The sequence below is a fragment of the Candidatus Poriferisodalis sp. genome, from assembly GCF_965205175.1.
GTDB lineage: Bacteria > Actinomycetota > Acidimicrobiia > Acidimicrobiales > Poriferisodalaceae > Poriferisodalis.
In genome coordinates this window covers 1,615,509-1,641,682 of sequence record NZ_OZ242038.1, presented here as the reverse complement: position 1 = coordinate 1,641,682, position 26,174 = coordinate 1,615,509, and the positions used below count along the sequence as shown (strand labels likewise).

At 67.4% G+C, this 26,174-nt stretch carries 23 protein-coding genes; 4 read left to right on the top strand and 19 right to left on the bottom strand.

Annotated features, from left to right (window positions below; translation table 11 throughout):
• Window positions 1-74: 74 nt before the first annotated feature.
• The gene (locus ACOGI4_RS07245) at window positions 75-1,697 is read left to right on the top strand and encodes a hypothetical protein (RefSeq protein WP_419841011.1); all 1,623 of its coding nucleotides are present in this window, start codon (window positions 75-77) and stop codon (window positions 1,695-1,697) included.
• Window positions 1,698-1,753: 56 nt separating this feature from the next.
• Here the strand turns inward: ACOGI4_RS07245 and galE are convergent, their stop codons facing one another.
• Entirely contained in the window at window positions 1,754-2,779 is a 1,026-nt protein-coding gene (gene galE, locus ACOGI4_RS07240) for a UDP-glucose 4-epimerase GalE (protein ID WP_419841010.1), read from the bottom strand.
• A 113-nt stretch (window positions 2,780-2,892) separates the two neighbouring features.
• Here galE and ACOGI4_RS07235 point away from each other — a divergent pair, with 113 nt between their 5' ends.
• Window positions 2,893-4,032 carry a DUF3048 domain-containing protein gene (locus ACOGI4_RS07235; protein WP_419841009.1) on the top strand — a complete coding sequence of 380 codons (1,140 nt, stop codon included), beginning with the start codon at window positions 2,893-2,895 and terminating at the stop codon, window positions 4,030-4,032.
• Window positions 4,033-4,086: 54 nt separating this feature from the next.
• On the opposite strand, the gene rsfS is transcribed toward ACOGI4_RS07235, so the two are convergent.
• Together rsfS and ACOGI4_RS07225 are read right to left on the bottom strand one after the other, a co-directional pair.
• Window positions 4,087-4,497: a ribosome silencing factor gene (gene rsfS, locus ACOGI4_RS07230; protein ID WP_419841008.1), complete on the bottom strand. Its 411-nt coding sequence runs from the start codon at window positions 4,495-4,497 to the stop codon at window positions 4,087-4,089.
• Window positions 4,494-5,093: a nicotinate-nicotinamide nucleotide adenylyltransferase gene (locus ACOGI4_RS07225; protein WP_419841007.1), complete on the bottom strand. Its 600-nt coding sequence runs from the start codon at window positions 5,091-5,093 to the stop codon at window positions 4,494-4,496. The genes rsfS and ACOGI4_RS07225 overlap by 4 nt, the downstream gene beginning before the upstream one ends.
• A 414-nt stretch (window positions 5,094-5,507) precedes the next feature.
• Here ACOGI4_RS07225 and ACOGI4_RS07220 point away from each other — a divergent pair, with 414 nt between their 5' ends.
• Window positions 5,508-6,374 carry a sigma-70 family RNA polymerase sigma factor gene (locus tag ACOGI4_RS07220; protein ID WP_419841006.1) on the top strand — a complete coding sequence of 289 codons (867 nt, stop codon included), beginning with the start codon at window positions 5,508-5,510 and terminating at the stop codon, window positions 6,372-6,374.
• The gene (locus tag ACOGI4_RS07215; protein WP_419841005.1) at window positions 6,352-7,797 is read left to right on the top strand and encodes a class II 3-deoxy-7-phosphoheptulonate synthase; all 1,446 of its coding nucleotides are present in this window, start codon (window positions 6,352-6,354) and stop codon (window positions 7,795-7,797) included. The genes ACOGI4_RS07220 and ACOGI4_RS07215 overlap by 23 nt, the downstream gene beginning before the upstream one ends.
• Here ACOGI4_RS07215 and ACOGI4_RS07210 read toward each other — a convergent pair.
• The 16 genes from ACOGI4_RS07210 to ndk all read right to left on the bottom strand — a co-directional run bounded on the left by ACOGI4_RS07210 (window position 7,794) and on the right by ndk (window position 26,110).
• Window positions 7,794-9,230 (bottom strand): vWA domain-containing protein, encoded by a 1,437-nt coding sequence (locus tag ACOGI4_RS07210; RefSeq protein ID WP_419841004.1) that lies wholly within the window; start codon window positions 9,228-9,230, stop codon window positions 7,794-7,796. The two genes, ACOGI4_RS07215 and ACOGI4_RS07210, sit on opposite strands and share 4 nt — an antisense overlap.
• Before the next feature lie 69 nt (window positions 9,231-9,299).
• Complete coding sequence (locus ACOGI4_RS07205; RefSeq protein ID WP_419841003.1) at window positions 9,300-10,181, bottom strand: AAA family ATPase; 882 nt, start codon at window positions 10,179-10,181, stop codon at window positions 9,300-9,302.
• A gap of 136 nt (window positions 10,182-10,317) precedes the next feature.
• The gene (locus ACOGI4_RS07200; protein ID WP_419843105.1) at window positions 10,318-11,550 is read right to left on the bottom strand and encodes a glutamate-5-semialdehyde dehydrogenase; all 1,233 of its coding nucleotides are present in this window, start codon (window positions 11,548-11,550) and stop codon (window positions 10,318-10,320) included.
• Window positions 11,551-11,685: 135 nt separating this feature from the next.
• Window positions 11,686-12,798: a glutamate 5-kinase gene (gene proB, locus ACOGI4_RS07195; RefSeq protein ID WP_419841002.1), complete on the bottom strand. Its 1,113-nt coding sequence runs from the start codon at window positions 12,796-12,798 to the stop codon at window positions 11,686-11,688.
• Window positions 12,791-14,077, bottom strand: a complete 1,287-nt coding sequence (gene obgE / locus ACOGI4_RS07190; protein WP_419841001.1) for a GTPase ObgE — start codon at window positions 14,075-14,077, stop codon at window positions 12,791-12,793. Before obgE ends, proB begins: the two co-directional genes overlap by 8 nt.
• 108 nt (window positions 14,078-14,185) lie before the next feature.
• Window positions 14,186-14,437 carry a 50S ribosomal protein L27 gene (rpmA, locus tag ACOGI4_RS07185; protein ID WP_419841000.1) on the bottom strand — a complete coding sequence of 84 codons (252 nt, stop codon included), beginning with the start codon at window positions 14,435-14,437 and terminating at the stop codon, window positions 14,186-14,188.
• 43 nt (window positions 14,438-14,480) lie between these two features.
• Window positions 14,481-14,792 carry a 50S ribosomal protein L21 gene (rplU, locus tag ACOGI4_RS07180; protein WP_419840999.1) on the bottom strand — a complete coding sequence of 104 codons (312 nt, stop codon included), beginning with the start codon at window positions 14,790-14,792 and terminating at the stop codon, window positions 14,481-14,483.
• A gap of 93 nt (window positions 14,793-14,885) precedes the next feature.
• The gene (locus ACOGI4_RS07175) at window positions 14,886-16,694 is read right to left on the bottom strand and encodes an Rne/Rng family ribonuclease (protein ID WP_419840998.1); all 1,809 of its coding nucleotides are present in this window, start codon (window positions 16,692-16,694) and stop codon (window positions 14,886-14,888) included.
• On the bottom strand, window positions 16,687-17,463 hold the full coding sequence (locus ACOGI4_RS07170) for a TIGR03936 family radical SAM-associated protein (protein ID WP_419840997.1): 777 nt from the start codon (window positions 17,461-17,463) through the stop codon (window positions 16,687-16,689). The genes ACOGI4_RS07175 and ACOGI4_RS07170 overlap by 8 nt, the downstream gene beginning before the upstream one ends.
• A 67-nt stretch (window positions 17,464-17,530) precedes the next feature.
• Window positions 17,531-19,549: a TIGR03960 family B12-binding radical SAM protein gene (locus ACOGI4_RS07165; RefSeq protein ID WP_419840996.1), complete on the bottom strand. Its 2,019-nt coding sequence runs from the start codon at window positions 19,547-19,549 to the stop codon at window positions 17,531-17,533.
• Window positions 19,550-19,775: 226 nt separating this feature from the next.
• On the bottom strand, window positions 19,776-20,945 hold the full coding sequence (rodA, locus tag ACOGI4_RS07160; protein ID WP_419840995.1) for a rod shape-determining protein RodA: 1,170 nt from the start codon (window positions 20,943-20,945) through the stop codon (window positions 19,776-19,778).
• Window positions 20,942-23,092, bottom strand: coding sequence for a penicillin-binding protein 2 (gene mrdA, locus ACOGI4_RS07155; RefSeq protein WP_419840994.1), 2,151 nt, complete (start codon window positions 23,090-23,092; stop codon window positions 20,942-20,944). Before mrdA ends, rodA begins: the two co-directional genes overlap by 4 nt.
• On the bottom strand, window positions 23,085-23,621 hold the full coding sequence (locus ACOGI4_RS07150) for a hypothetical protein (protein WP_419840993.1): 537 nt from the start codon (window positions 23,619-23,621) through the stop codon (window positions 23,085-23,087). Before ACOGI4_RS07150 ends, mrdA begins: the two co-directional genes overlap by 8 nt.
• A 61-nt stretch (window positions 23,622-23,682) precedes the next feature.
• Window positions 23,683-24,606 carry a rod shape-determining protein MreC gene (mreC, locus tag ACOGI4_RS07145; RefSeq protein WP_419840992.1) on the bottom strand — a complete coding sequence of 308 codons (924 nt, stop codon included), beginning with the start codon at window positions 24,604-24,606 and terminating at the stop codon, window positions 23,683-23,685.
• An 11-nt stretch (window positions 24,607-24,617) separates the two neighbouring features.
• A complete protein-coding gene (locus tag ACOGI4_RS07140) occupies window positions 24,618-25,676 on the bottom strand; it encodes a rod shape-determining protein (protein WP_419840991.1) in 1,059 nt (352 codons plus the stop codon).
• Complete coding sequence (gene ndk / locus ACOGI4_RS07135) at window positions 25,676-26,110, bottom strand: nucleoside-diphosphate kinase (RefSeq protein WP_419840990.1); 435 nt, start codon at window positions 26,108-26,110, stop codon at window positions 25,676-25,678. The genes ACOGI4_RS07140 and ndk overlap by 1 nt, the downstream gene beginning before the upstream one ends.
• Between the last annotated feature and the right edge of the window lie 64 nt (window positions 26,111-26,174).

Here is a 26,174-nt window from a genome sequence, read left to right as displayed (position 1 = left end):
ATGAGTGCGGCCATCTGCATCGCAGCCACCACAGCAGCCGCTGGCATCAGGCGACCGGAAACGACGGGTCCTTCATGCTCAACAGCGCTCAGCTCAACAGCGCTCGCTTGGATCGCCTTCGCTCAGGTTGGACGGTCGTGTTCCTCATCTGCATCGGCGTGTTGCTGCTGTGGACACCCGATCTGAACTTGCCGCTGGGCAACAGCGACGACGGTCGCATCTTCGGTCGGGCCGGCATCCAAGCGCGCAACTTCTGGGAGCTCGGACCCGTCGAATCCCGCCTCGGCGCCAGAACTGATCCGTTCATCCGCGCCGAGTTCAACATCCCGCCGCGGACGATGCCGCCCCCGGAGGCGGTGACCTACGCGCATCATCCGCCGCTGAAGCAGTTCCTCACCATTGGCGCAGTAGGCGTGCTGGGCGACAGTCCGTCAGCGGTTCGCGTCGCGGACTTCCTGCTCGGCGCCGCTACCGCTGCGTTCCTCGCCGCGGTGTTGCGCGCCGTCGGGCTGGCGTGGGGTCCGACGCTGCTGGCCGTGCTGGCAATGGTGACCACGGGCTTCTTCTACGTGTACGGACGCATGGGCATCAGCACATCCATGCTGCTTGCACTCACTGCGGCGGTGGCGAAGCTGCGCCAAGTCGAACGGCCGTCGCGCTGGGCGCTGGCGGGTGCGGGTGCGCTCGCTGCTCTCACGGCCATGCACTCCTGGATTGCCGTTGCGTCGCTGGGCCTGCTGCTGCCGTGGCTGTTCGTCGGCACCCTGCGGCGGCGTCTGGACCTCGCTGACGGGCGCCGGGCGCACCAAGCGGGCGTCGCTGCGTGGCTGCGCCGGGGGTGGTCACCGGCGCTGACCGCTGTCGGCGCGGGCGCACTGCTGGGAGGTCTGCTGACCGCCGGCTGGCTGCTGAACGCGACCGACATCTCCGAGTTGAGCGAGCGGGTGGCCTTCCGAACTGGCAACGACGTCGCGACCGCAGCCGAGCAGGCTCAGTTCACCTTCGGCGAGTTTCTCCGGCGCCAGTGGAGCTTCGCCGGCCATGAGCTGCTGACATCGTGGTGGCTGCGGTTGTTGTTCGTTCCCGCGCTGATCGCGGGACTCGCGGATCGTCGCACGCGCGGACCGATGGTGGTGACGCTCGCCGTGGCCGCTTCTCTCACCTTCGCGCTGCAACAAGGCGCCTGGATCCATCGGCTGTGGAATGTGCCGTGGGTGGTGCCGACCTCCATCGGCATCGCTGCCCTTGCCGATGCCGTCCGTCGGCTGCTGAGGGGCCGGGCGGCGGCGCTGCGAACGCCGCTCGGAACGGCCGCGGCGGCCGTCACGCTGGTGACGTTGGCCTTCGTGGTGACGGGAGGAACCAGGGACTTCTACCTCGGGCGTCCAGCCGACGCCGGCGCCGTGCTGGAACAGGCCCGTGACGCGTCGCCGGCCGCCGACGCTGCGCTGGCCGACGCCGAGATCGTGTGGTTCACCTCAGGCATCTATACGCCGCGCTGGATCTCCTACTACTTGGACCTGCCGGCGCTGCTGCTCGACGAGTCCAGCCTCAGCCACGTCGCCGCAACCGACGTGATCCTGGTGCGCAACGACCGTGTGCCCGACCTTGACTTCTTGCCCGCGACGTCGATGGCTGCGCCACTGGCAGCCGGCGACGAGTACACGCTGATCTCAGCCGCGGCGCTGGCGCGGTGACCCGAGGCCGCTGACCGGGATGCCGGGCCTGCCGATGCGCCGCCCGGCTCAGCGGCTCACGCGCGGTCGTCGGCTCGGCCGTTCACGCAGCGCCGCACATAGCGCCACTGATCGGCCAGCATCTGGGGCAAATCTCGCTTCGCGCGCCATCCCAGCTCGTGAGCGGCACGGGTGCAGTCCGCCCACGATACGGCGATGTCGCCTTCCCGACGAGGCGCAAACTCGTACGGGATCGGCCGGCCAGTGACGGCCTCGGCAGCGGCGACCAGCTCGAGGACCGTGGTGCCCAGGCCGCTGCCGAGATTGAACACCCTGCTGGCGCCGCCGAGACCGGCGTCGAGTGCCGCCAAGTGTCCCTCTGCGAGGTCCATGACATGGACGAAGTCGCGCACAGCAGTGCCGTCGCGCGTGTCGTAGTCGTTGCCGCAGACTTCCAGGTGCCCGATCTCGCCCAGCGCCACCCCCATGACGGCACCCAGAAGATTCGGGGGCTGCCGGCCGTTCTTCGTCGTCGGCTCCCCGATGAGCCCCGAAGCGTGCGCACCGACGGGATTGAAGTAGCGCAAGATCGCCACCTGCATACCGGTCGCCGCTGCGACGTCGGTCAGCATCTGCTCGCACATCAGCTTGGACATCCCGTAGGGACTCTGCGGATCGGCACCTTTTTCCTCGGTGACCGGCATCTGCAACGAGGTGCCGTACACGACCGCAGACGAGCTGAACACGAATCTGCTCACGGCTCGATCTGCTGCAGTTTCGGCCAGCGTCAGCGTGGTGTCGAGATTGTTGCGGAAGTAGCGCAGTGGCTCGACAAAGGACTCGGGCACGCTCTTGAGCGCAGCGAAGTGGATGACCGCGTCGATGTCGTAGGTCCGAAACAGGCTCTCCACCATGATGGGATCGGCCGCATCGCCCTCGACCACCACCAAGCCGGCTGAGGTCAACGACCGCAGCGCGTCGATCACGTTGGGGTCGGCGTTCGAAAAGTCGTCCAGTACCAGCGCGCCACGGCCTACGGCATGCAGCGCCGCCACGGTGTGGCTGCCGATGTATCCAGCACCGCCGGCGACGAGAACCGTCATCGCCGCAGTGTGCCATCAGCAGTCTGCCATCACGGGTCGGCAGACAGCCGGTATCGTGACGCACCGGCCGATGGGCCACGGTGAGGAACCAGCGCATGTCAAGGAGCAGTTCATTGAAGCGCGTCTGCATGTGGCCGGCCGAGGCCGGCCGTCGTCTGGGACTTGCACTGCTCGGACCCCTCGTACTGTCGGCGTGCGCCTCCGCGACGGTGCCGGCGGCGACTGGCGGGCAAGCGGAGAGCAGCGCTCCCACAGACGCCGCGGCGGCGCCCGCCACGGCGGCACCGCCCGACAACGAGCCACCGACTGCGGTCACCGCGCCGGTCACTTCGGCCGCGGTCACCACCTCTGCTGCCACTGCAGCACCGCTGTTCACCGCTGCGTTCACCGGCCTGCCGACGCCGACCGAGATCACACGGCCCGCCGCGGTGGTCAAGATCGACAACCATCCGCGCGCACTGCCGCAGTGGGGCATCAACCAGGCGGACGTGGTCTATGAGGAACTCGTCGAAGCCCGCCTCACGCGATTCGCAGCGATCTTCCATTCCACCGACGCAGACGTGGTAGGCCCGGTTCGTTCGGCTCGCACCGGCGACTTCGCCCTGCTGTCGAATCTCAACCGGCCCATCTTTGTGACCTCCGGTGCCAACGCGTACACCGCACGCGCGCTGCGCAGCGTCGAGGCGGTCAAGATCATCGACGGCGCCCGGATCGCCAAGGACGTCTTCGAACGCTCGTCACGCAAGAGCGCTCCACACAACCTCATCACCGGCACCGCTCGCATCTATGCCGCCGGCGGCGACCAGGGAGGGACTCCCCCGACGTACTTCCGGTTCCGCAACGGGGACGCTTCGAGCCAGCCGGGCACACCGGTCAGCGGCGTGGACATCGACTTCGGGCAGATCAAGGCGTCCTACCGATGGGATGCCGCTGTCGGCGGCTGGGCTCGCACGCAGAACGGGAAGGACCACACCGACTTTGACGGCGTGCGCGTCGCGCCGGAGAACGTCATCGTGCAGTTCGTGCGGTATCGCCAGAGTCCAGCCAATGCCGCAACGCCCGAGCCGGTGCTGACCGGCAGCGGCGAAGCATGGATGCTCACCGACGGCACGTTCGTGCGAGGCACTTGGGAGCGTGCGTCGGAACTCGACGTGACGGTGTTTCGCTCAGACAATGCGCTCATCGTGCCGCTGACGCCTGGACGCACGTGGATTGCGCTCGCCAAGGCCGGCAGCGCACAGGTGGTGGCCTGAGCCGGACCAGTCCAGAAACAGGCCGGCCAACCGCGGTGTCAGTCGAACGCTGTGTCAGTCGAAAACATGGCGAGGCACGTCGGACCACAGCCGTTCGAGGTCGTAGTACTCACGGCTCGGCTCATGAAACACGTGCGCCACGAACTCGCCGAAATCCAGCAGCACCCACTGCGCCTCGTGGAGACCCTCTGTGCGGATCGGTGCGCCGCCGCCGGCCGCTTTCACTTTCGCTTCCATCAGCTCAGCGATGCGTCGTACCCGCCGCACATTGGGCGCGCTCGCAATGACGAACCAGTCGGTGATGGCGAGCACGTCGCCCACGTCGAGCGCCACGATGCGTTCTGCGGACATCTCGGCTGCACCGTCGGCTGCTGCTTGCACCAGCGGCGGAACACCGCTGCCGGTGCCGTTCGGGTCCGGCAGCCGGGCGCGCACACCCGGGGACGTCCGCTGGACCGATGTCACACTGACGGAGAATAGAGCCCGTGCTCGACGATGTAGCCCATCACCGGCGCCGTCACGTACTTGGCCGCTGCGCCAGCGTTCGCGCATCCTCCGCGCCCCGCCAGCGATTCGCGCACCCGCGAGGCGGACGCCTCGACCGGCGCCATGTACACCGTCTCGGTGCGCCAGCCTTCGATGCGGATGGGGTGCTCGCCTGGCGGCTGCACGACGGCGAGCGTCACGCAACCGGCCAGCTCGCCGGTGCGATGCCAGCTCGACACCCCAGCGGCCGCGTCAGGGCCGACCACCAGCACCGTCTCGGTATCGGGCCGTTCAAGCTCGGCGACGGTGTCGATGGTGTAGGTCGGACCGCCGCGCCGAATCTCCAAGTCGCTCACCACGATGCCGTCGAGTCCGCCGAAGGCCAGTCGTGCCATCGCCAGCCGATGGCTCGCAGGTGTCACCGATCGTTGTGCGGACTTCTGCCATGGATCGTTCGCCACGACAACGTGGAACGCCTCGGCCGCGAGATGTGCTTGCGCGCAGCGGACCACTGCGAGGTGACCGATGTGGGGCGGATCGAACGTGCCCCCGAAGATGACTTGCCGCGGCGGCACTGCGGCAGTGTACGGTGATGGTGTACACTGCCGCATTGTTTAGGCAGAGACAGCTGAGCGGACCGGGCTGGCCAGAACGGGGCTGGGCGGGATGGGCATCGCACCGGGCTGACACAGCCACGTTCGTCGAGTCGCGGCGGTAGTGTCTCGCCCAGAGGTTGCGCTGCACGCTATACTGAGCCTTGTCGGCTGGTCGCGCGAGCCGATGCTGCATGGGGTCGATGGCTCGAACATGCAATCGCGTGCGCGGCCACGGCAACTACTGACGTCGCACCGCGGTGTCGCGCCAATGTTCGGGCTGCCGAGTCCGGCGCTGGCTGAACATACCCGGTTCCCCCAGCCGGGCTGCGTGCTCTGGCAGCACGCAACGACTACGAGTATCCGGCTGTCCCCTGCCGGTTGGAGTGAAACATCATGGATTCCGTTGGCCAATACCTGAACGAGATCGGCGCGGTGGCCCTGCTCACCGCCGAGGACGAGCGGATGCTGTCCAAGGAGATCGAGGCAGGACGAGATGCACAAGCGCGTCTCGACAGTGACGATGAACTGACCACGGCCGAGCGGCGCAAGCTGCGCAAGGCCGTGCAGACTGCTGCGGGCGCCCGAGACCGTTTCATCAGGGCGAACCTTCGCCTCGTGGTCTCCATCGCGCGCCGTTACCCGCTGCCGCCGACGCTGGAACTGCTCGACCTGATCCAGGAGGGCAACCTCGGGCTGGAGCACGCGGTGGAGAAGTTCGACTGGCGACGTGGCTTCAAGTTCTCCACCTACGCCACGTTCTGGATCCGTCAGTCCATAGGGCGCGCCTTGGACCAGAAGGGCAGTCTCATCCGCCTGCCGTCGGATCGCTCGGCCTCGTTGCGGGCGGCGCTGCGGCACAACGGAGGCGACAGCGACGCGCTCGACGACGAGAATGCCTGGCTCCAGCGCATCAGCACGCCCACCTCGCTCGACAAGAATGTGGGCGATGACGGCGACAGCGCGCTCATCGACCTGATCGGCGACGATGCGCCCGGGCCTGACTTCTACGCCATCGAGTCGGCCCGCAAGGACATGGTGCATTCCATGCTCGGGTGCTTGGACGAGAGGGCCCAATACGCGGTCAAGCGTCGCAACGGACTCATCGACGGCGAGCAGCGCAGCTATCGCGAGATTGGCGAAGAGCTTGGCGTGACGGCCGAGGCGGCACGCCGATTGGTCAAACGAGCGGTCGACGAGCTGCAGGGCCTCGTGGGCGACGGCTTCTTCGTAGACATCGATGCCGACGCAGACGCTGTCTGACGAGGCCTCCTCGCCGTCTGATCCGTCCCGCTCCGCCCCACCCGTCGAGCACACCACAGCCAAGCAGGCTGCTGGCTGGCATCCCGGCTCGTGGGCAGACCGCCCGGCGGGCCAGCAACCCGACTGGCCCGACCGCGCGGCGCTGGCGGCATCGCTGGCCGAGCTGCGCCGTCGTCCGCCGCTGGTGTTCGCCGGTGAGGCGAGGCGGCTGACGGAGCATCTCGGGCGCGTCTGCGCCGGCAAGGCCTTCGTGCTGCAGGCGGGCGACTGCGCTGAATCGTTCGAGCTCTCGACGGCCGATCAGATCCGCGACCGGCTCAAGGTGATCTTGCAGATGGCCGTGGTGATGCAGTACTCCGCCGGGCTGCCCATCGTCAAGGTGGGGCGGATCGCCGGACAGTTCGCGAAGCCGCGCAGCTCCGCCACCGAGACCCGCAACGGTCAGACGCTGCCGGTCTTTCGCGGCCACATCGTGAACGACATCGCATTCGAGCCTGCGGCCCGCGCGCCCGATCCGTCTCGCCTGCTGCAGGCCTACGGCACAGCCGCAGCAACGCTCAACTTGCTGCGCGCGTTCACGCGAGGCGGCTACGCCGACCTGCGTCAGGTACACGACTGGAACCAAGCCTTCGTGGCGTCCAGCCCTGCCGGCCGACGCTATGAGCTGCTGGCCGGCGGCATTGATGCGGCGCTGCGGTTCATGACGGCCTGCGGGCTCGACACCGACGCCAGCATCATGCGCCAAGTCGAGCTGTACACCAGCCACGAAGCACTGCTGCTGGGTTACGAAGAAGCGCTGACCCGCACGGACAGCATCACCGGCGACTGGTACGACTGCTCAGCGCACATGCTGTGGGTCGGCGAGCGCACTCGTGAGCTCGACGGTGCCCACGTGGAGTTCCTGCGAGGCGTACACAATCCGATCGGGGCGAAGCTGGGTCCCACCGCCACTGCTGGCGAAGCGCTGGCACTGTGCGAAGCCCTGAACCCGAACCGAGTCCCGGGCCGGCTGACGCTGATCAGCCGCGTCGGCGCAGGCAAGGTCGCCGAGTGCTACGGACCGATCCTGCGAGCAGTCACCGACGCCGGTCACCCCGTGGTGTGGCAGTGCGACCCCATGCACGGCAATACCTACAGCACCGAGGAAGGACTCAAGACCCGCCACTTCGATGCCATCTTGGCCGAGATACGCGAGTACTTCGCCGCGCACGCTGCAGCGGGAACGTGGCCAGGGGGCATTCACCTCGAAATCACCGGCGATGCGGTCACCGAGTGCGTCGGAGGCGGCGACGAACTTGCTCAGGAGCGGCTCAGCGACCGATACGAGACCATGTGCGATCCTCGGCTGAACGCGCGGCAATCGCTGGACTTGGCCTTCCTGGCGTCCGAACTGCTCGCTTCGGCGCGCACTGGCAGCAGCTAGGCCAGCTTTTCGACGAATCCTTCGAGCTGGCGCAGGTTGCGGCATTCGAACACGCCATCGGTGTAGGTCGCGTACTCCGTGATGACGGAGTCGCCAGTGTCCCAGTAGGAGCGCGGCTCCGGGTTCAGCCAGTACACCGAGCGGGCGCGCTTCTGGCATTCTTTCAGCACCCACGCGTTGGTCGAGTGATAGTTGTTGCGGGCGTCGCCCAGGAACATCATGGTGGACTTGGCGTTGACGTCCTTGCCGAAGTTCTCCCAGAACACGCCGAATGCGTGACCGTAGTCGGAATGGCCGTCCACCCAGACCACGTCGGCTTCGGTGTTCACCCGATGAACCGCATTGGTGATGTCCTCTTCGTTCTGGAACATGTGGGTGACTTCGTCGATGCCGTCGATGAAGACGAACGAGCGTACCTTGGAGAATTGGTTCTGCAATGCGTACACCAGATGCAGCGTGAAGCGGGCGAAGGCCGCGACGGAGCCAGAAATGTCGGCTACCACGATGAGTTCGGGCTTGTTCGGTCGGGGGTGGCGAAAGCGCGGCTCGGCCGGCACGCCGCCGTAGCTGAGCGAGCGCCGCACCGTCGCCCGAAAGTCGAGCGGCCCGCGTCGGCGGTGCTTGCGCTTGCGCGCTAGACGAGCCGCCAGCTTGCGGGTGAGCGGCTGAATTGCCTTGCGGATGTTGGACATCTCCTCACGGCTGGCGTGCATGAAGTCCACATCCTCAGGCAACGGCTTGCGAAGGGTCTTGGCCATCGCCTCGACGCCCCGGTCGGCCACCAGGCGGCGCCGTATCTCCGCTTCGATCTCCCGCTTCAGCTGTTCGATGCGGTGCTCGAACTCTTCCCGTTCGAGCCGTTCGGCCAACGGCGTCATCTCGCCTTCGTAGCGCTGCGCCGATTCCTCGATCAGCCGGTCCAGCATCGCGTCCAAGTCGAGATTGCGCAGCGTCCGGTACAGGTAGTACGTGCCGCCCACAGGCCGGCCGGGCTCCATGCCGGCAAACTGAGTCACCGCTGCACGTGCCATGGCTGCCATCATCGCTTCGTCAGCGTGCAGCAGGGCCCGAAAGAGCATCTCGGCGATCTCCTCGGGGGACATGTCCTGACCGCCCCCGCGGCCGCCCATGCCCTGCATCTGCTGCGACAGCCATTGGTCGAGATTCTCGGGATCGAGCCCATCGCTGCCATCGGACTCGCCGACGTCGTATTCGGGTCCGCGCAAGGAGAAGTAGACCTCGAAGACCGTCTCGAACGCGCCCCAGTGCTGCTCGTTCTTCACCAGCGTCGCCGCCAGCGCGTACTTGAAGGCGTCACGGTCCTCGATGGGTATGTGCTTCACTGCTTCCATCGCGTCGAGGTTCTCCGTCAACGAGACCGGCAGTCCGGCGTTGCGCAGCTCTCCGACGAAGCCGCTGAGCAGATCCAACATGTGCGATCCCCGTTCGCGTGCGGTGGCCTGGAATCGACGTCCGGTCCGAGACTCGAAACGAGTCTCGACTCAGGCCTCGACCGTCAGTTCTTTGGCGGCCTTCTCGATGTCGGACTGGTACTTGAGCAGAATGTGCAGCGTCGCCTTGGCCTGCTCGACGTCGATGTTCTGGATGCCCAGCAGCACCAGCGTTCGAGCCCAGTCCAGCGTCTCTGACACCGACGGGGCCTTCTTGAGCTCCAGCTGGCGGACCGAGCGCACCACCCGCGCGATCTGCTCGGCGAGGTTCTCGCTGATGCCGGCCACTTTGGTGAGCACGATCTGCTTCTCGCGCTCAAGATCGGGGTAGTCGATGTGCAAAAACAGGCAGCGCCGCTTGAGCGCTTCGGAGAGCTCGCGGGTGTTGTTGGATGTCAGAAAGACCAGCGGGATCTGGCTGGCGGTGATCGTGCCGAGCTCGGGGATCGACACCTGATAGTCCGACAGGATCTCGAGCAGCAGCGCCTCGGTCTCGATCTCCACCCGGTCCACTTCGTCGATCAGCAGCACGACCTTGTCCGTAGCGCTGATCGCCTCGAGCAGCGGTCGGGTGAGCAGAAATTCGTCTCGGAAGATGTCGTCTTGCAGTTCCACCCAGTCCTCGTGCTCCGCATCGACGCCTCGGTCTGCCTGGATGCGCAGCAGCTGCTTCTTGTAGTTCCACTCATACAGTGCCTTGGCCTCGTCGAGTCCCTCGTAGCACTGCAGGCGAATGAGACGCGCTCCGCTCATGGCCGCGACCGACTTGGCAAGCTCGGTCTTGCCCGTGCCGGCCGGCCCTTCGACCAGCACCGGCTTGCCGAGCCGCTCAGCGAGGAACACCACGCTGGCGATGCCGTCGTCGGCCAGGTACTCGACATCGGCGAGGCCGCCGCGAACGCCCGAGAGATCTCCGAACATGGTGTCGCTCATCGTGTGTCGCCCATCGTGGTGTCTCCAATGTCGGTATGGGGCCGGCGCGGGCATCAAGCGCCCGGCGTCGGTGTGCCAGTCGGTCAGTCGCCGGTCAGTCCGACAGTGTGGCAGGCGTACACGCGCTTCGGCGTGTTCAGCCTCGCGTGTGACCCGCTCCGGTCACCACGAACTTGGTGGTCGTGAGCTGTTCGAGACCCATGGGTCCCCTGGCATGGAGCTTTTGCGTGCTGATGCCGATCTCCGCGCCGAAGCCGAACTCCGCGCCGTCCACGAAGCGCGTCGAGGCATTGACGAGCACCGCAGCAGCGTCCACCCGGCGAGTGAACTCCCGCGCCGCGGCGAGGTCGCCGGTGACGATGGCCTCACTGTGGCCGGTGCCGTGCCAATTGACGTGGTCGATGGCCGCGTCGAGGCTCTCGGCCACTGCCACGCTCATCTTGAGCGCCAGAAACTCGGTCGAGAAGTCTCCAACGCCGGCCGGGCCGATCTGCGGCGAGATCGCGCGCGAGGCCTCGTCGCCCACCAGCTCGACACCGTCGAGCCGGTCGACGATTCTCGGCAGGAACGATGCGGCCACGTCGCGGTGTACCACGAGCGATTCAGCGGCATTGCACACCGATGGCCGACTGAGCTTCGCGTTCGCGACGATGTCGGCCGCCATGTCCAAGTCCGCCGCCGCATCGACGTAGACATGACAATTGCCGTCGCCGTCGAGGACGTAGGGCACGGTTGCATTCGCGAGCACTGAGGCGATGAGTGCAGGGCCGCCCCGAGGGATGAGACAGTCGATGTACTCACGCAGCCGCATGAACTCCGCAGCGGCACCGTGGCTGGTATCGGTGACGAGCACCAGTGCGTCGGCCGGCAGTCCGACAGCCACGAGACCCGCCCGCAGCGCTTCGGCAATGGCCAGATTGGAGTTCAGCGCAGCGCTCGAACCCCGAAGGAAGGCTGTGTTGGCCGACTTCAAGCAGAGTCCGAATGCGTCGGAGGTGACGTTGGGTCGACTCTCGTAGATGATGGCCACCACCCCCAGCGGCACCCGGATCCGCTCGACTGCCAACCCGTTGGGTCGCACCCACCCGTCGACGACCTGACCGACCGGGTCGGCAAGTGCGGCAACCGTGCGCAGGCCTGCCGCCATCGCGCTCACGCGTCCGGCGTCGAGCCGCAGCCGATCTATGAGCGTCGCCGAGGTGCCGGCGGCTTCGGCACCGGCGACGTCCTCGCAGTTCGCCGCGAGCACACGGTCCGTTGCCGCTTCCAGCAGATTTGCCGCCGACGCCAGCGCATCGTCGCGAACAGCACCGGGTGCTTGCGCCAGCACCGTCGCTGCCGCCTTGGCACGCTCGCCCAGCGCCGCCATCGCGCCATCGCCGGCGGCGTGGCGGTGGTTCGACCCCGAGTCGGTCACCTGCGCCGTGTCGAGCACCAGCGCAGACTACTGCCGGCAGGCTCAGCGCAGCAGGCTCACGGCAGCCTTCCGGCGAGGCCGCTCGGCTCAGCAGCCGAGCCGGCCGTGGCCGAGGACGACCAGATCGTCACGGTGGACGACGAGGGAGTTCATACCCGCAGGCAACTGCTCGCTGCGCAAGCCTGCGGTGACGCTCAGCCCGTCGGCGTTGACGGCAGCGAGGCCCTTGGCGAATGTCTCCCCGCGCAGGTCGACGATGTCCACGGCATCGCCGACGGCGAAGGTACCGTCGTGGGCCACAACGCCCGCCGCCAGCAAGGACTTGCCGCCGCTCGACACTGCCCGGCGCGCGCCGTCGTCCACCGTGACCGATCCTGCCACCGCCACGGCGAAGCCGATCCACAGCTTGCGAGCGGGGACATGGACGGCCCGTGCCGGCACGGAGGTGCCGACGCCCGGTCGGCCGGCGGCGGCATCGGCGACCACGTCGGGGCGACGGGCCGAGGCGATCACCGTGCGCACGCCGCTCCACGACGCCATTCGAGCCGCCGCCAGCTTGGAGGCCATGCCGCCGCTGCCGACCGCACTCGCCGAGCCGGCCGCAGCCTGCAGCGACGGGCTCACCTCCAGGATCTCCGAGATCAGCGAGGCATCGGGATCGATGTTCGGATCTGCGGTCAGGATGCCGGGCATGTCCGTCAGCAAAATCAGCGCATCGGCGCGGACCAGGTTGGCGACGAGCGCGGCGATCCGGTCATTGTCGCCGTAGCGGATCGCATCGTCGGCAACGGCGTCGTTCTCGTTGACAATCGGCACCACGCCGAGGTCGAGCAGGTGGCGGAAGGTGGCTCGGGCGTGGAGGTACTGGTCGCGGTCGCGAAAGTCGTGCGGGGCGAGCAGCACTTGACCGACGACCATGCCCTCGGTTTCGAACAGCTCCCGGTACGAGGCCATGAGATCGATCTGGCCGACGGCCGACAACGCCTGCAGTCGCTCAGGTTCGGCCGGTCGCTCGACGTTCATCCGCTGCACGCCGGCGGTGATGGCACCCGAGGTCACCACGATCACCTCGTGACCGGCAGCGCGCACGGCCGCGACGTCGCGGGCCAGCTTCGCCACGGCGGCGAGGTCGACGCGCCCGTCGGGCGCAGTGATGGACGAGGTCCCGATCTTGGCGATGAGCAGCTGTGTCTCAGGCATCGGGCTCGTAGGTGAACTCGAAGTCTCCGATGCGAACCACATCGCCGGCGCCGGCGCCGGCCCGAGCCAATGCCTGCGACGCGCCCAGGCCCTCCAAGCGCCGCTGCGCCCAGGCGAGCGCGGCGGGATCGGACAGATCCGACAATGCCACCGCGCGACGAGCTTGGCGGCCCTCGATCTCGAAGACGCCGGCCGCCAGCCGCAGCACCGTGATGCCGACGGGCGCCGGGCGGTGCACCGCGTAGTGGACAGGCGCTTCGTCGGCTGCCCGCGCGTCGACCACCAGCTCGCGCAGCCGACCGAGCACCGGCGCCACGCCCTCTCCGGTGACAGCGCTGAGTCGGGGTCCGTCCCAGTCGAGGTGCGCAACATCGGCCTTGGTGCCCACGACGAAGCGCCGACGCTTCGCCAGCGCGGGATCGTGACGCTCAAGCTCCGCGAGCAGCACATCGACCTGTTCATGAGGATCACGATCGGTCGCCTCGGCCAAGTCCACCATGATCAACAGCACCCGGACGCGCTCTACGTGGCGCAGGAACTGATGCCCGAGTCCCCGACCCTGCGCGGCGCCGTCAATGAGGCCGGGCACATCGGCGATCACCATCTCGAAGCTGTCCGGACCCAAGCTGTCTGGGCCGAAGCTGTCTGGGCCGACGCCGGCACCGTCGTCGAGTCGAACCACGCCCAGGCTGGGCTGAAGTGTCGTGAACGGGTACGAAGCCACCTTTGGCCGGGCCGCCGACACTGCGCGGATGAAGGTGCTCTTGCCTGCGTTCGGGAAGCCCACCAGTGCCACATCGGCCATCAGCTTCAGTTCGAGACCGAGCCAGCGCTCCTCCCCCGGCTCGGCCTGCTCTGCGAAGTGCGGTGCGCGCAGCCGGTTGGAGGCAAAGCGAGTGTTTCCCTTCCCGCCGCGGCCGCCCTGCGCTGCCAGCCAGCGATCCCCGGCGTTCACCAGGTCGGCCAGCAACGCGCCGTCTCGATCCCGCACCGTCGTGCCCTCGGGCACATGGACGGCTTGGTCGGCGCCGCGGCGGCCATGTCGCCGTCGCCCCTGACCGTGGCCTCCGTTCGCAGCGCGTCGAAACGGAAAGTCCCGAAACGCCAGCAGTGACGCCACGTTGCGGTCCGCGACCAGCCACACATCGCCGCCGCGTCCGCCGTCGCCGCCGTCGGGGCCGCCGCGGGGCACGTGCGACTCGCGTCGGAACGAGACGCAGCCTGCTCCGCCGTCGCCGCCTCTCGCGTGCAGCTGACACTCATCGACGAACTCGCCCATCAGCGTTCGCGGGCATCGGCTGCGCCGCGGTCGGCTGCGGCCCGAGGGCGTCTCGCTGTTGCCCCGAAGCGCAGCGTTCCCAGAACGCAGGGCCGCGGCGCCCGAAAGCTACCGCGATACGACGTCAACGAGCCGGCGGCCGCGGCGATAGCCGTAGCGCACGATGCCCGGCGCCGTCGCGAACAGCGTGTCGTCTTTGGCTCGGCCCACATTGCGGCCCGGATGGAACTTGGTGCCTCGCTGACGCACGATGATTCCGCCGGCATCGATGGTCTGCCCCGAATAGACCTTGACACCGAGGCGCTTGGCCACCGAGTCGCGCCCGTTGCGGGTCGAGCCACCGCCCTTGGTCTTCGACATAGTGCTGTCCTTTGCTCTGGACGAGATGCCCGAGGCAGTTGCCCTAGGCCGTTGCGATGCCGGTGATCTCGACGGTGCTGTACCGCTGCCGGTGACCCCATCTGCGCCGGTTGGTGGTGGCGTTCTTGTAGGTGAAGCCGTCGATCTTGGGACCCTTGGTCTCGCCGATCACTCTGCCGGTGACCGAGGCGCCAGCGAGTTCGGAGGGCGTCGCCAAGACCGAACCGTCGTCCACCACGAGCACGGGCGTGAAGGTGACTTCCTCGCCAGGCGGCAGCGCGAGCAGCTCGACCGCGAGCCGCTGCCCGGTCTCGACGCGGCACTGCTTGCCGCCGGTGGCGATGACTGCGTACATCGGCAAGAGAGGATACCGATGCAGCCGCCGTATCGATACACCAGCACCGCAGCCCGAGGCCCACCATCAGACAGGCAGCCCCAGACCGACAGCTCAGGCGAACAGCGATTCCCGCAGCCGGATGCCGCGCCCCTCGCACGTCTCGCACGGATCCGACATCGACTCCAACAGCCCCTCGCCGGTGCGCTTGCGGGTCATCTGCACGATGCCCATGTCGGAGATCGGCTCGGTTGCGGTGCGGGTCTTGTCTCGAGCCAAGGCCTCGTTGAGCGTCGACATGAGCTGCTCTCGCTGATGCCGGTCGTCCATGTCCACGAAGTCCACGATGATGATCCCGCCGATGTCTCGCAACCGCAGCTGCTTCGCAATCTCCGTGGCGGCTTCCAGGTTGTTCTGGAACAGCGTCTCGTTCAGGCTGGACTTGCCGACGTTGCGCCCCGTGTTCACGTCGATCACCGTCAGCGCCTCAGTGTGCTCGATGATCAGCGACCCGCCCGACGGCAGCCAGACCTTGCGGTCGGTGGCCTTGCGCACTTGCTCCGACACGTGTACCCGCTCGAACAGCGGCAGGCGTTCGGCGACGGGGTCGTAGTACCTGATGCGGTCCAGAAGCGGCGCCGCCACCGCCTCTAGGTAGCCCTTGACCTGCGAGAACAGCTCAGCATCGTCGATCACCACCTCACGGAAATCGGCCGTGAACTGCTCACGGATGATGCGCACCGCCAACTCGGGCTCGCGGAACAGCAGCGCCGGCGCATCGGAGCGCTCTGCCAACGCGGAGACCTGCTTCCACTGCTGCGTCAGCCGCTCGATGTCCCGACGGATCTCCGCCGCAGTGACGTTCTCCGCGGCGGTGCGCAGGATCACGCCGAAGCCCTCGGGTGTCTCCTTGGTCAGCAGGCTGCGCAGGCGACGTCGCTCGCGGTTGGGCAGGCGACGGGAGATGCCCATCACGCTGCTGTTGGGAACGAGCACCACGAATCGGCCCGGCAGCGAGACCTCGGAGGTCAAGCGAGCGCCCTTGTGGCCGATGGGGTTCTTGATGATCTGGCACATGATCGACTGGCCGTTCTTGATCAGCTCGCTGATCGGCGGTCCCGACACCGAACGTCCTCGGCGCCCGCCGGCACGCCTTCGCTCAGCACCGCCCTGGTCGTCGTCCTGATCAGATGCAACCGTCAGGTCGCCGCGATAGAGCACTGCCTGCTTGGGCGTGCCGATGTCGACGAACGCCGCTTCCATGCCTGGAAGCACTCGCCGCACTCGGCCCAAGTAGACGTTGCCGTAGATCTCGGAGACGTCGTCGGACGGGCGGCTCACGTAGTACTCGATCAATGATCGGCCCTCGAGCACGGCGATGTGCGCTGCACCCGCCGCGACATGCACGCACATGCGGTAGCGGCCCAGCGGTTTGCCGTTGCGGTACTTGCCACGCCGCTCTGTGAGCTGCTCCTCATTCAGCTCGAGCGGCTGCTGGTCGGCCAAGATGGCCTCCACCGGCGCGTTGGCGTCGGCGGCATGCTCGGTGCTCTGTGCTGCGTTGGCAGCGTCGCCGGACCGGCCTCGTCCGCCGCGTCCCCGGCCGCCTCGTCGGCGACGGCGCCTGCCCGTGCTGCCCTCGCCCGAAGAAGCCTGCGGAGCTGCCTGCCCGGTCGCCTCTTCCCCAGCCGGCGGAGACGGCTGCGGAGTCGGTGCTGGACGGCTGTCGCCGATCTGAGGCTTGCGGGACGGTGGCGGCACCGAGGGTACCGGCGGCGCGGGCGGCTTCGTCGGCTCGGCGTTCGTCGCGTCGGTCGCGGGGGCAACGAGTCGCCGTTTGCGAACCGCAGGCTCTGGCTCGGTCGCCGTGGTGTCTGTTGTGCTGGTGGTGTCTGCTGTGTCGTTCAGTGTCGATTCATGCACTGATGAGTTCCTTGTGTCGGTTGGCGCACCTCGCGGGCACGGCCGGTTCGGCTCGGCCCGCGGCGCCAGTGGTCCATTGGTGTGTTCTTCGGGCAATGCCCATCTCATGTGTCGGCGCGAGCGCCGGCACCAACTCGCTCGGGCGCACCACCCGAGGAGCGGCTGACAGCTCGGCGCTCAGCACTGCTCCCCGATCCGAGCGTCCGACCAGCCGCAGCGTCCCGACGCCGGCTCGGACATTCGAACTCACGGTCTCGCCCTTGTGCACCCGTTCTGTCACGACGGTATCGGCAGCGAGGAAATCTGCCACCGCCTGCTGCGCCGGCTGCGCACCGAGTCCCACAATCTCGAACTGCCAGCCGCACCACTGAATCGCCGCCTGCAGCGACTGCCCGCCGTCGCTCAGCATCACCGCTGACGCGTCCATGCCGACGGGCAGTGCCTCGCTGAGCGCATCAGCGATGGTGCAGTAGCTCGGAGCGGTCTCGGGCAACTCCTGCTCGCAGGGCGAATATGTGCTGCGCCGGCCCACGATGACCGATCCTTCGCAGCCTCCTGGGGCCAGCGGCAGCTCCACGAACTCGGCGTCCGACTCGTAACCGGTCGGCAGCGCCAAGCCGAAGCTCAGCTTCATGCGAGGCGAGAATCCCTTGCTGTAGGCCACCGGCAGACCGATTCGGCGCACGGCACGCTCCATCACGCGGGCCACATCGCGGTGGCCGATGAACCGGATCTTGCCGACCTTGGAAAAGCGGACGCGCAGCCTCAACGACGTCTCCCACCCGCAAGGGTGGGATCGGCACTGCTGCTCGACGCCGGCAACACGGCCCAGCGCGTCATGCGCTGCTCCCCGTTGCTGCGGCTGCGCCCGCCAAGCTGCGCGGACGCGGCTCGACCGGCAACGCGCGTGGACGCAGCTCGACCGGCACCAGATGGCCGGTCGCGAGGTCCTGTCCCGTCCCCTGACTGCCGCCGTTGGGGGCAACAGGTGACGCAACAACGTGCTCGATCCCATATTCGGTACAGGCCCCGCAGTCGTAGCACGGGGTCCAGCGGCAGTCGGGCAAGCCGTGCCCGGCAAGGGCGTCCTGCCAGTCCTGCCAGAGGAAGTCGCGGTGCAGCCCGGCGCCGATGTGGTCCCACGGCAGCACTTCATGCTCGCTTCGATGCCGATACACCTGCTCGTCGAGGCTGAGCCCGCACGCTGCCATGGCCTCCTCCCACAGGGCCAAGTCGAAGCGCTCGCTCCATTCTTGGAAGGTGCCGCCTTTACGCCACACGTACTCGATGACGCGTCCGACGCGGCGGTCTCCCCGGCTGACAATGCCCTCCGCGGTGGTCGCGGCCGGGTCATGCCACTTCAACTGCACCCGCCGGTTGCGGCCCAGCGCCGAGCGCACCAGCTGCACCTTGCGCGCCAGCTCTTCGGGCGGATTCTGCCCGAACCACTGGAACGGCGTGTGCGGCTTGGGCACGAACCCGCCCAGCGACACCGTCACCGATGCACGCTTGGTGTACTCCTGCCCGATGCGAGTGCAGGCGTCGGCCAAGTGGGCGATGGCTTCGGTGTCTGGGTGCATCTCCGAAGGGAGCCCCGTCAGGAAGTACAGCTTCATGCGGTGCCAGCCCTTGCTGTACGCCGAGCGAACGGCACCGTACAGGTCTTCCTCAGTGATGAGCTTGTTGATGATCCGCCGCAGCCGCCACGACCCCGCCTCCGGCGCAAAGGTGAGACCGGTGCGGCGTGCACGCGAGACATGGTCTGCCATGTCCACGGTGAAGGCGTCGACACGCATGCTGGGCAGCGAGACGCTGATCCGATTGCCCTCAGCGTCGGCGGCCACACTGTCGCCGACAACGGTGTCGCGCACGAGATCGGCAATGCCGCTGTAATCGGCCGTGGACAGCGACATCAGGCTGACCTCGTCGTAACCGCTGCGCTCGAGGCCGGCGGCTACCATCTCGCGGACTTGGGCCGCCGGGCGTTCACGGACCGGTCGAGTGATCATCCCCGCTTGGCAGAAACGGCAGCCCCGAGTGCAGCCCCTGAACATCTCCACCGACAGCCGGTCATGGACCACTTCGGTGACTGGTACCAGCTGCCGACGCGGATAGGGCCACTCGCCGAGGTCGGCGACGGTGCGCTTGGAGACGAGCGCCGGAACATCGGGGTGCTTGGGCGTGACGGCGGCGAGCGCCGACCCGTCGTACACCGCTTCGTACAGAGCCGGCACGTAGACGCCTTCGATGCCTGCGAGGTCGCGCAGCACCGTGGCACGAGTGCCCGCCTGCTTGCCGCTGCGCTTCCAGGCACCGACGGCCTCGGTGATCTCCCCGACCGCCTCCTCGCCGTCGCCGATCACGAAGAAGTCCACGAAGTCCGCCAAGGGCTCCGGGTTGTACGCGCAATGACCGCCCGCACCGATGAGCGGATCCGCATCGCTGCGTTGCTGCGAGCGAACCGCCAGCCCAGCCAGATCGATGCAGTTGAGGACGTTGGTGTACACCAGCTCAGCCGACAGGTTGAAGGCGATGATGTCGAAGTCGCCGGCGGCCCGATGCGTGTCCACGGAGAACAGCGGCACGCCTGCGGCTCGCATCTCGGCTTCGAGGTCGATCCACGGCGCGTAGGTGCGCTCCGCGCTTGCGTCCGGACGCTCGTTCAGCAGCTCGTAGAGAATCTGCAGACCTTGGTTCGGGAGGCCGATCTCGTAGGTGTCGGGGTAGGCCAGCAGCCATGATGTGAGATGCGGGCCGACCGTGGGTCGTTGCATCCCGTCCTCGCAGCCGATGTACCGAGCCGGCTTGGAGACTCGTGGCAGCAAGGACTCAAGCCGTGGCCACAGCGTCGTCATCGCGGCACTCATGCTAACGGCCCGACTCGGGCGCGAAGCAGTCTGCGACGAACGAAGCTGCCGGCTGCGTCGTGTCGTGTCCGGGCGGAGCGTGGGCAGGGGCCTCCGTGCTCAAACAGTTGCGACGCATCTGCTGAACGCTGGGGGTGGGCAGCGTCGCAAGACTGCGCGCGTAGGCCCCTGCCCACGCTCCGCCCTCGCCGCGGAGATCACGCGCTGTGGGCAGCTAGTGCGAGTAACGGCGAGCGCCGACGCTGATGACGATGCCCACTGCAGCGAACGCGGTGATGGTTCCCGAGCCGCCATGACTCATGAACGGCAAGGGAATGCCGGTGATCGGCATGATACCCATGGTCATGCCGATGTTCTGAAACACCTGGAACAGCAGCATGGACAAGATGCCGACGGTGAGCAACCGTCCGAACGGGTCGCCGGCCACGCGGCCGATCCGCCACGTGCGCATGAGCATGTAGGCATAGAGCGCCAGCAGCAGCGTGCCGCCGACGAGGCCGAATTCCTCGGCCAGCGCAGTGAAGATGAAGTCGTTGTGCTGCTCGGGAACCAAGTCCAGGCTGGTCTGGGAGCCCTGCTTCCAGCCTTGGCCCCAGATGCCGCCCGCGCCGATCGCGATCTGGCTCTGACGCAGGTTGTAGGAGGCCTCCAATGGCTCGAAGTCCTGATCCAAGAATGCCGTCAAGCGACTTCGTTGCGTCTCGCTGAGCAGGCGGGGGCCTTGCAAGGCGTCGATGCTGAACACGAGCACGAGCGCCAAGACGCCTACCACCATGATGACGACGATGTGTCGCAGCTGCGCGCCGGCAACCAGCAGCATGCCCATGGCCACGGCCACGAAGACCAGCATCGTGCCGAGGTCCGGCTGCAGGTAGATCAGCGCCATCGGCACGACCAGCAACACGCCGGCGTTGAGCAGCGTGTCGAAGCGCAGGTAGCCCTCGTGGCTCGCGACGAACGCAGCCAGCGAGACGATCACGGCCAGCTTTGCGAACTCAGAGGGCTGCACTTGGAACCCGACAACCGGCAGCACGAACCAGGACCGCGCACTGCGAATCTCCGGCGCCCACACCAGCAGTGCTCCCAACGCTGCCAGCGCCGCCAGGTAGACAGGAGTCGCGTTGTGGCGGAGCACTCGGTAGTCCACGACGGCGGCGACGACCATCACCACGATGCCGACAGCCACGAAGAGCGCCTGACGGCGAGCCACGGCCCACGGATCGCCGCCGTCAAAGGTGAGACTGCGCCATGTCGAGGAGTAGTTCATCGCCACGCCGACCAGCGCCACCACCACCGTCGCCAGCGCTAAGGAGTAGTCGGCGAACCACGCCGGCGAGCGCAGCTCGCGTCGCGCGGACGCATGGCGAAACAGCTGTTCAATCACGGCGCCCCTGACACCGGGTCGTCTATCTGGTCCACATCGGGAATGCCATCGCCGTCTGCGTCCGACGGCGTGTTGGCGCGGGGCAGCTGCGTGCCCCACGGGCAGCCCTCTGGCACGTAGCCCAAGAATGCCGGATCGCCCCGCAGCGCCTCTGGCACTTCGGGGCACTCGGGCTGCGGCGGCGCGAACGCGATCGTGGGCGCCGGCCAGCGCTGCTCGTATGCCCGCACAGCTTCGAGAATCCGCCGGGCCACCGGCGCAGCGGCTTCGCCTCCGTAGCCGGCTTCTTCCATCACCACGGCGACGACGTAGCGGGGATCGTGGCTCGGCGCCCACGCGACGAACACCGCCGTGTCCTCCTTCTTGCGTCCCAGCACTGCGTTCAGGCCCTGCGCCTGAGCGGTGCCGGTCTTGCCTGTCACCGGATAGCCCGCGTGATCGTAGCCCTCGAACGCTTTGGCGGCTGTGCCGCGCAAACGGGAGTTCGTGACGTTGCTCAGGCCCTCTCGCACGACGGCGCTGCCGGCGGGGAAATCCACGATGTCGAGCACGCGCGGCTCGAAGGCAAGCACGGTGTCCCCGAACGAATCGTCGCGCCGCGAGACCACCGACTCGACGATGTTCGGCGAGAACAGCGTCCCGCCGTTGGCGATGGCGGCGTAGGCATTCGCGAGCTGTATGGGAGTCACTGCGACGAATCCCTGACCGATGCCGGTGTTGATGTTGTCGCCCGGGAACCATCGCGCCGGTTCGTCATACGGGTTGTAGGCCTCGGGGCTCGCTGCGAACAAGGCTGCCTTCACGTTCTCGTCGGGCACCCGGCCGGACTTCTCGAACGGCAACTGCACTCCCGTCGGCGAGCCGAAACCGAGCGCGCGGGCCATGTCCTGGATCGCCCACTGCTCCGGTCCGTCGATCCAGTACAGGTCATCGGACACCTTGTAGAAGTAGGCGTCGCTGGAGCGAGTCAGCGCCCCGGACAGATCCAGCGTTCCGAGCGGTGCGCGATCCGCGTTGAAGAACGTGCAGCGCCCGGTGCAGCCTCGTGACTCCGGGATCTGGTAGTAGCCGACGTCGTAGAAGGCCGCCCTCGGCGAAATGAGCCCGGCTTCGAGACCGGCGAGCGCCGTGACGGGCTTGAATACCGAGCCGGGCGAATAGGTGCCTTGCACCGCCAGGTTGTTGAGCGCCCCCGGGGTGTACGGATTCTCGAACACCGACCGATACTCCGCAAGCGACAGGCCTTGGACCATCCAGGTCGGGTCATAGGTCGGGTGGGACGCCATCGCCAGGACGTCACCGTTGCGCACGTCCATCACCACCGCAGCCCCGTTGAGCGCCGGGTAGAAGAAGCCGGAGTCGTCGCTCACGGACTTCCTGGCGGCGATGAGGCCCTGCCGCAGGTACGACTCGGTCGCTGCCTGCAACTCGACATCGATGGACAGCACGATGTCGTGGCCCGGCTCGGGCGGCACCTCGGTCAGGATTCGCTGCACACGCTCGCGCCGGTCCACCTCCAGCCTGGTCCGTCCGGGCTCACCGTGCAGCTCCGCCTCGAACAGTCCCTCGATGCCCGCCCGGCCGACCCGCTCATTAGGCAGGTAGCCATCCCCGATCAGCTCGCGGTGCTGACGTTCGGACATCGCGCCGACGTAGCCGACGATGTGCGCAGCGACTTCGTTGCGCGGGTACACGCGCACCCACTCCCACTTGGCCTCCACTCCCCCGATCGAGCGTTCCGCCACACGGAGCAGGCCGTTTTCGTCGAGCCCCGTGGCCACGACCTTCGGTGCGAGCCGATGAGACTGCTGGTCCGCTAGTCCCTCGCGCAGCTGCTCGACGGGCACATCGAGCAGGTCCGCCAGCGCCGACAGCGCCGCTTCGGTGTGATCCTCGCGATATCTGGACACGTCGTAGGTCACCACGCCGATGCGGGCGTTGTCGGCAAGCACCACCCCGTGTCGGTCGAGGATGCGGCCGCGAGTAGGGGGCGTGATGACCAGCCGGATCTGATTCGACTCCGCAGCAACAGCGAACTGCTCGGTCTCCAGCGCCTGCAAGTACCACAGCCGGGTGAACAGCGCCCCGAACACGCCGACCATCACGATGCCGATGAAGGCCATCCGGCGGCGGACCCGTTCATCCACCGCCGGGCCTCGCCACAGCATCCACGGCGATGTTCCGACGGACGGTCAGGGCCCAGCGAGCCGCTCGCTCCAGGAGCGGATAGGCCGCCAGCGACACGACGCTCGTCACGATCGCGATGCGGACCAGCGGCGCCTCAGTCACATAGGAGAGGTCCATCAACCAGCCGACGCCGGCAAACAGCAGTATGCCGCCCGCTGCAAGCAGCGAAGCGGCTGCGCTGCGCGCCAGTCTGCCGGCCGAGGGCATCTGCTCGGCCACCGCACCCGACAGATAACCCACCAAGGTCAGCACCAGCAAGGACATGCCGAACGGCGTATGCACGATGAGATCACAGGCCAATCCGCAGCCCCATCCGAACGACGCACCGGTGCCACGGCCGCCGACGATTCCCCCGGTGACGGCCAACAGCATCAGCGGATCGACGATCACTCCCGCCGGGGTGAGGTGTACCAGCAAGCCCACGTGAACCACCACGGCCGACGCAAGCACCAGCATCGAACGCGCCAGCGGTCCGGCGCCGGTCATCATCGGCCTGTGCCCCTGGTCGAGATCTCTCCGGTATCGACCTGACTCGTCCGGAACTGTGCGGTCACGATCCGCTGTCCGGTGCATCGACCTGCGGGTCGACCGGCGATTCTGCAGGCGGGTCGAGGCGATCCACGACCACGGGCTCAGGCACCTCGGGCACGTAGAGCAGCACCCGCACCCAGCGCAGCCGCTCGAGGTCTGCCGCAGGACGGACGGTGGCCCGCTGTGCGCCGCGTGCCGCATCCGGTACCACGTCGGTGACGGTGCCCACCAGCAGCCCGGCGGGAAACTCGCTGCCCGGGAATCCGCTGGTGACGACGGTTTCTCCCGGGATGACGACGGACTCCAGCTCGATGTAGCTCACCTCCAGGTCGCGGCCGGGTCCCCGTCCCGAGACCAAGCCGTCGTCCCCGGAGCGGACGATGCGCACACCTGCATCGAAATTCGGATCGCTCAGCAGCTCGACGCGTGAGCGGGTGGCGGAAGTGCCCACCACCCGTCCCACCAGTCCGGCACCGCTCTCCACCGGCATGTTCACACGAATGCCGTCACGGTGACCGCGGGCGAGTTCGATCGTGCGCTCGAAGTTGGACACCGAAGCACTGATGACTCTGGCCGTGATCCGTGGAATCGCGGCAGTCTCGTCGCTGGCGTCCAACAACGCGAGCAACGCTTGGCGGTCGCGTTCCAGTTCGCCGACACGCAGCACCGAGGCCCGCACCTCAGCCAGATCGCTTCGCAGCTGCGCGTTCTCGGCTTCCAGCTCATCGAAGCTGACCACCCCTCGCCAAGCGTTGCGGAACGGCCCGACCACCCAGTCGCCGAATGTCCGCACGGGGCCCAGCAGGTCCAGCGCAGCACCTCGAGCGGTGTCAAGCACGCCGCCGGACCCACGGGCGTCGAGCGTCAACAACGCGATGGCCGTCACGACGAGCAGTGCCAACCGGACCCAAGTGCGTCTGCGAATGTCGGCGCGGCGGGCCACGACCGGAGGCGTCAGCGCCCCTCGGTGGAGGAATACAGCACCCCGTGCAGCACGTCGAACTCTTCCAGCGTCTGACCTGAACCGCGCACCACAGCGAGCAACGGTTCCTCCGCGACATGGACGACAACGCCGGTCTCCGAGCGCAGTCGCTCCGGCAGTCCGCGCAGCATGGCACCTCCGCCCGCGAGCGTGATGCCGTAGTCCATGACGTCTGCGGCCAACTCCGGCGCCGTGTCGTCCAGCGTCGCCTTGACCGAATCCACGATGGCGCTGACGGGACCTGCGATCGCTTCGCGTATTTCCGAGCTGTCGACGCTGACCGATTCGGGCAGACCGGTGACCATGTCGCGCCCGCGGACTTCGGCGTAGATCTCTTGTTCCAGCGGCCACGCTGACCCGAGCGCGAGCTTGATCTCCTCTGCCGTGCGCTCCCCCACGACGAGACCGCGCTCCTTCTTGATGTGAGCGACGATCGAGGCATCGACCACGTTGCCGCCGACGCGGGCCGAGCGAGCAGTCACGATGCCGCCAAGGGAGATGACCGCAACCTCGGTCGTTCCGCCGCCGATGTCCACCACCATGCTGCCCTGGGCCGACTGCACCGGCAGCCCGGCACCGATGGCCGCCGCCATCGGCTCCTCGATGATGTACGCCCGACGAGCGCCTGCGTACTCGGCGGCTTCTTGCACGGCACGTTGCTCAACGCCGGTAATCCCAGACGGCACGCAGATCACCATGCGCGGCTTGGGCCAGCGCGTCTGACAGACCTCGTTGATGAAGTGCCGGAGCATCTTCTCGCAGATGTCGAAGTCGGCAATCACGCCGTCCTTGAGGGGGCTGATCGCAGTGATGTTGCTCGGCGTGCGGCCGATCATCCGCTTGGCTTCGAGGCCGACTGCCAACGAATTGCCGGTGACGGAGTCCACCGCAACCACCGACGGCTCGTTGAGCACGATGCCCCTGCCGCGAACGAACACGATGGTGTTCGCCGTGCCGAGATCGACGGCGATGTCCCTGCCGCCGAACGCCGGCCCGCGCCGACGGTTCCGAGCCGACCCGTTGGAGGACATCACTCGTCGGCCGCCGTCACTTGCGGGAAGAACAGTGCGATCTCACGACAGGCCGAAGCCTCGCTGTCTGAGCCGTGTACGAGATTCTCCGTGAGCGACAGCCCGAAGTCGCCTCGGATGGTGCCCGGCTGCGCGTCAGCAGGATTCGTGGCGCCCATGAGGGTTCGCACGACGGCATACACGTCAGCGGCTGCGTCGAGGGGACCCTCCAGGATCATGACCACCGAGGGCGAACGCGTGATGAAGTCCAGCAACGCTGCAACAAAGGGCTTGCCTGCATGCTCGGCGTAGTGGGCGGCGGCCGTGTCGCGTCCGATGATGCGATGCTCGAGGGCCGCGATCGTCAGCCCTTTGCGTTCGAACCGGGTCAGGATCTCGCCGACGAGGCCGCGTTCCACTGCATCGGGCTTGCAGATCACCAGCGTCTGCCGCATCCGGTACTCCCTCGGTCTGGCTCGGCTCGCCCGCGCCACCTGCCCTCGCCATCGCGCCACCGCA